3 protein-coding genes are annotated in these 829 nt (G+C 37.0%); all 3 read right to left on the bottom strand.

Annotated elements, in window-relative coordinates:
- The coding region (locus AC1DWB_RS36390; protein ID WP_477545906.1) for a 2'-5' RNA ligase family protein at positions 1 to 327 on the bottom strand (327 nt) is incomplete at its 3' end.
- A complete protein-coding gene (locus AC1DWB_RS36385) occupies positions 302 to 481 on the bottom strand; it encodes an LYR motif-containing protein (protein WP_477545905.1) in 180 nt (59 codons plus the stop codon). The genes AC1DWB_RS36385 and AC1DWB_RS36390, both read right to left, overlap by 26 nt.
- 288 nt (positions 482 to 769) lie before the next feature.
- Positions 770 to 823 carry a hypothetical protein gene (locus tag AC1DWB_RS36380; RefSeq protein WP_477545907.1) on the bottom strand — a complete coding sequence of 18 codons (54 nt, stop codon included), beginning with the start codon at positions 821 to 823 and terminating at the stop codon, positions 770 to 772.
- Positions 824 to 829: the final 6 nt, after the last annotated feature.

The raw sequence follows: 829 nt of genomic DNA, 5'->3' as shown, positions 1-829 counted from the left end.
TCCTAATCTTGTCACTAAGATTTTTTGAGGAACAAAATGATCAACCACAAAACTCATAGCTGCTTTTAGTTCTTCACTGGTTTTATTCTTGGCAATACTAATATGCGGAAACCAGCGCTTCTCTGAATAATACGGACTACATTGCTTCTCAAATTGTTGAAAACCGTTATAAACCCTACTCATCAAAGCACTGAGCTCCAGAGAAACATTCGGAAGTAAATAGGTCACATTTGAAATGGGAAAAGCGGCAACGGCATCTATATATAACTCAAAACTATTCATATCGCTTTCAATAAATTGTTCAAATGCAACTATCAATTTCTGCAACGTGTTCATATCGTGTTAGCGCTATATGTGGTTCTGTTCCACCGAAATTTTGCATAAACGATGAAATTTGCTCTTGATCACACTTTTTCCATAAATCTCGCACGTATTGATCAAATGATTGTTCAAAAAACACTTCAATTGCATAGGTTTTCATTATTCTCAATCTCCTTTTTTCTGAAGGGGGACTTTTTTGCTTAATGGCGTAGATACGGGGTTGACAGAATCAAAAGCGGTCCTTTTCCACCGTCTTTAAAAACCACGTTTATGTTACATTATCTCCGAACAACGACATTGTAGCACTTACCGGATTGTGGTATCCTATTATTAGAAAGACCAAGTGCGCTAACACTTGGTCAATACAATTGGCTTGGATGGTAAATTCCCTTCTAGGTCATTAAGGAATCAAAAACCCACCTTCGGCTCTCAATCTTCGGGTGGGTTTTTACTTTCTCTTGTTGTTATTGCTGATGTATGTTAAATGAGCAAGGATAAACATTCCAAA

The organism is Paenibacillus sp. P4_E11, assembly GCF_056401635.1.
This window is presented reverse-complemented; position numbering and strand designations above follow the sequence as displayed.

Bases quoted from the DNA above. Each gene is read 5' to 3' on its own strand.
- AC1DWB_RS36385 (WP_477545905.1), bottom strand. From the start codon at position 481: ATGAAAACCTATGCAATTGAAGTGTTTTTTGAACAATCATTTGATCAA.